Below are 4,093 nucleotides of genomic sequence, written 5' to 3'. Positions count from 1 at the left end.
TCCCGGAAAATCTCAATGCTCTCACTCTCCAAACGGGAAAGATGCGACAGGGAAGAGGAGTAGGGCTTGAGCGCAGGCTGCATTGTCTTTGGGTCCTTGCAGATCGAGGCGACAAGGGCGCCGTCTCCGACGGCCCAGAAATGGGTGTTGGCGAAATCTGTGTCATGTGTCTGGTTGCGCTTGCCATAGAAAAGCGCCGTACCATCCATATCGAGCACCCGACCGCCCGCCGCGCGCAGGATCGCATCGCCAGCAGCGGTATCCCACTCCATGGTGCGCCCGAAGCGCGGATAAAGATCGGCACCCCCTTCAGCAACAAGGCAGAATTTGAGCGAGGAGCCCATCGAGGCAAAATCGGCGATCTCAAGTCCATCAAGCCTGGGATCGTCTTCCCCGCTGCCATGGGAGCGGCTGCCCACAAGGGTCAGCCCCTTAGGAGGCGCTGAGCGCACGGCAATGGCCATGGGTTCGATAAGCTTGTGATCCTCGACCATGGAAACAAAGGCGCCAGCCTCGCGCGATCCCCACCAGATGCGCTTGAGGGCCGGGGCATAAACGACACCGGCCACCGGCACGCCGTGTTCGATGAGGGCGATATTGACCGTGAATTCGCCATTGCGGGCGATAAATTCCTTGGAGCCATCGAGCGGATCGACAAGAATGAAGCGTTCGCCGCATTGGGGCGCGTTTCCGTTGGCGACGGCTTCCTCGGCCACAACGGCAATCTCGGGAAATGCAGCGTCAAGGCGCGAAAGGATGAGCGCTTCGGCCGCCGTATCGGCTTCGGTCAGAGGCGACGCATCGGCTTTGGTCGTCACCTCGAACTTGCGGCCGTAGATCGAAAGGATCAGGGCGCCGGCCTCAAGGGCGATGGAATTGAAAACATCGCTGACATCGCCCACCCCATCAAACGGAGCGGAAGTCGATCGGGCCGTGGGCGTCATCTCTTGAACTCTTAAACTTTGTGGGGTTGTCGTCCCTCTATACGCGAGGAACATGGCTTGCGAAACCGAAGGCGTTAGAGGCCCGAGCCGCCCAGAAATTCCTGCCGCAGGGTCCTAAGGATGATCCTGATATCCAAAAGCAGCGAGAAATTTTCGATATAGGCAAGATCGTGATCGATCCTGGCCCGTGCCCTTGCGCCATTGTCGGTGGGGCCGCGCAATCCGTTGGCCTGGGCCCAGCCCGAAAGACCAGGCTTCATGGTCTGGCGCGCGCGATAATAGGGGACCAGCTCCTTGTAGGTCGTGCCGCCGGCCAACATGCCAAAGGCGTGCGGGCGCGGCCCGATCAGCGACATGTCGCCTTTGAGAATGTTTAAGAGCTGGGGCAATTCGTCGAGCGAGGTGCGGCGCAGAAAGCGTCCGATCGGGGTGATCCTTGGATCGTCGCTGGTCGTCTGGGCGACCCCCGAGATGTCGCAGCGATCCATATACATCGAGCGGAATTTGAAGATTTCGATGGGTTTGCCATTGATGCCCTCGCGCCTCTGGCGAAACAGCGCCGGACCCCCGCTCGTCAACCGGATGGCGAGCGCAATCAGCAACAATGCCGGGGCAAGCATCAAAAGGGTGATGGCACTGATGGCAATGTCCATGATGCGCTTTAAAACAAGCTGCATGTTGCGCTTGGGTGTGGGGGACACCGGGGCCGGTTCGCCATTCATGAAGGTCAGAGGCAGGCCCGAGTGGAGAGAAACACGGCTGCCCATATTCGGTGTGGGCTCGCGTCCGGCTGGCAAGACATAGGGTCCAGCTTCAGCTTTAGAATAGTCGTAGGTTTCGCTTCGAGCGTGCACCCGCTCCTTGGCGAATTCCAGCATATCCCCAATCCTCAACGCTACTTGCACCAAATGTAGGCTGCCGGTCCCATATGGCACAAATTTGTCTAGCGGTGAACCATTAGTTAGCGCTTGGTTAACGTGGACGGCCAAGATTGTCATAGACGACTCAAACAATCGTATTACTTGCACCAATTAAAAGTGCCCGTGTTTCCAAGGGCATGTAGCGTCCGGCAGTTCGCAGGGCATGCAGGCAGCGAGAGGGTGCCATGCAGGAGGCGCAGCCCTTAAATGGACCGCCAGGCAACAATTGTATCTATCGGCGGGAAACTTTTTTAATGGGGCAGCGCTAATCTTACGGGCGAAACTCGAGGTGAACCATGCCTGTCCTTGCGGTCTTTGCACTGGCCATTTGTTCAAGCACTCGCTTCGGCGTGTCGTCGGGACCGGCTATCGGTTTTGCGCTTTTTTTCTGGACCCTTCTGGCGCTTGTGAGTGGCACTCCGATCATGGCAATAGGATGTGTCATTGCTGGCGCCAATCTGGGCTGGCTGACCGGGCTTTGGCTGCAGACCCAGGTTCACCCCCGGCATGCCGCCGGCTCATTCTGATCGGTTGGCCCCAATCTTGGCCATCCCAAGGTTTGATTTGCACCCTGAGCCCACATCACCGATTTCAGTTTAAGCGTCCGTGCCAAGTGGCTGCGTCGATTTAGAGAGCGCCACATTCGGGGTGCGCCAAGCGCCGCTAGAGGGGGTCGGCTCAATTGGGGCGATCACGGCCAACGTTTCTTGCCGTGATACCAAATACAAGGCCCCACATGGCCGGTCGGGCAGCGGATCGGACCGAATGAAAAAGGTCGAACTGCGGCCAACGGCCGGATCAAATCGGTCCCGGCAGCATCGAGTGCATCGCTAATATCGATAGCCACAGCGATCTTTCGGCGCCCGGGCCGGAGATGCTCCCCATAGCGAGAAGACACTCGGGCAAGGTGTTCCCTGCCGGGCGTCCAAAGTGGTGTAAACCTTGGGCTTTATCACCCCGTATGGCGATCCTGATAGAACCGGGCGATATCGTCGATGAGATTTGTCGCCCTCTGGCGGGTGTCTCTGGAAAGAGGGCGCCGTGCCGGGACGAGCGGACGGGTCGGGGTGCTGGCTTGGCCGGACGCTTGCACGACGGTTGGGGGCTGGGCGGCATCGGTGCCGCTGCCCTGCTGCCGGTCGGTCTTGTGATGGCCGGCAAGCCGGAGCCTGGCGCCCACAAAGACCACAGCCCCGATAACGAGCCCGGCGAGGACGGCAATGATGAGGATCGGCTGAGCCTGATCGAGCAATGAAGGGTCCATTGTGTGCCTGTGTGTCCCTGTCGGTTCTCGTTTGGTCTGCCCGGTCCCTTTTGGGGGGCAAGCATAGGATGATAAGCGGTCCCGATGCCACGCGTTCCCCCGCTTAGCGTTAATCGAGGGTCGTGCGACAAGGGGTGTTTTGTCCCGATCGATTGCGGCCCTGCGCTTTTCGAAAGGGACAACAAGCCCCCAATGGTTTGAGGGCATAAGCCGGCCGGTTTTGAACCGGTCGGCTTGTTTGGCTATCAGGAAATGGAGTTCCAGCGCCGCGGATCGTTTGACGACATGGCGACAAGGGTGTGACCGGTCTGATCGAAGGGCTTGATCTGGCTGGTGAGGTTGTCGAGCACATAATCGCCGGCCGTGGTGCGCACCACGAGCACCGCATGACCTTCACCGCGGGCGGTAAAGCCGATGGCCAGGCGCAGGGCGCCGGCGGGAACGCCGCGGGCGATCAGCTGGGCGCGCTTGTTCATGGCGTAGTCCTTGCAGTCGCCAACCCGTGCGCCCACGGTCCAGACCTGGGTTGAACGCCTCTGGGGGCGGATCGAGGAGTTGACCGCGCGGTTGACGATGTTGAGCGCGCTCATCAGATTGGTGTCCATCTGGAGCTGGGCGGCGGGGGCCGGAGCGCAATAGGACGGCGATGTCATGCAAAAGATCTGCAGACCCAAAGGAGCGGCGGTCGCCGAAGAGGTCGAAATCCGCATGACCGAACCCGAGAGCCCGGTGCGATCTGTGGGCTGGGGGGCAAGGGCGAAAGACGGGGCCGATGCCAGGGCGAGGGTGAGCGCCAGAACGGCGCCGGAAACATAGGACGCGATACGCATAATCGGTGGTTCTCCACAAACGGGAGCCCACAAAAGGGTCTTTCAGACCCCCCGCAGCGCCCCCAAAGCTTTCTGCTGGGAACCATCCTGACACCCCCCCATTTCAAACTTGTCGATTGTTTGATTACAATTTGA

The 4,093-nt window shown here is 59.8% G+C and carries 5 protein-coding genes; 1 reads left to right on the top strand and 4 read right to left on the bottom strand.

Annotated features, from left to right (window positions below; all coding sequences use genetic code 11):
* Together cysQ and AACZ55_RS15655 are read right to left on the bottom strand one after the other, a co-directional pair.
* The coding region (gene cysQ, locus AACZ55_RS15660) for a 3'(2'),5'-bisphosphate nucleotidase CysQ (RefSeq protein ID WP_339647587.1) at positions 1-944 on the bottom strand (944 nt) is incomplete at its 3' end.
* 74 nt (positions 945-1,018) lie between these two features.
* Positions 1,019-1,822: a sugar transferase gene (locus tag AACZ55_RS15655; protein ID WP_339647586.1), complete on the bottom strand. Its 804-nt coding sequence runs from the start codon at positions 1,820-1,822 to the stop codon at positions 1,019-1,021.
* 338 nt (positions 1,823-2,160) lie between these two features.
* Between AACZ55_RS15655 and AACZ55_RS15650 the strand changes: the two genes are divergently transcribed.
* Entirely contained in the window at positions 2,161-2,391 is a 231-nt protein-coding gene (locus tag AACZ55_RS15650; protein WP_339647585.1) for a hypothetical protein, read from the top strand.
* A 425-nt stretch (positions 2,392-2,816) separates the two neighbouring features.
* Here AACZ55_RS15650 and AACZ55_RS15645 read toward each other — a convergent pair whose 3' ends face one another.
* Both AACZ55_RS15645 and AACZ55_RS15640 read right to left on the bottom strand, forming a co-directional pair.
* Complete coding sequence (locus AACZ55_RS15645) at positions 2,817-3,128, bottom strand: hypothetical protein (RefSeq protein WP_339647584.1); 312 nt, start codon at positions 3,126-3,128, stop codon at positions 2,817-2,819.
* A 245-nt stretch (positions 3,129-3,373) separates the two neighbouring features.
* Positions 3,374-3,958 carry a transglutaminase-like cysteine peptidase gene (locus AACZ55_RS15640; protein WP_339647583.1) on the bottom strand — a complete coding sequence of 195 codons (585 nt, stop codon included), beginning with the start codon at positions 3,956-3,958 and terminating at the stop codon, positions 3,374-3,376.
* Between the last annotated feature and the right edge of the window lie 135 nt (positions 3,959-4,093).

Source organism: uncultured Pelagibacterium sp., assembly GCF_963972885.1.
In the GTDB taxonomy this organism is placed as follows: Bacteria; Pseudomonadota; Alphaproteobacteria; order Rhizobiales; family Devosiaceae; genus Pelagibacterium; species Pelagibacterium nitratireducens.
This window is presented reverse-complemented; position numbering and strand designations above follow the sequence as displayed.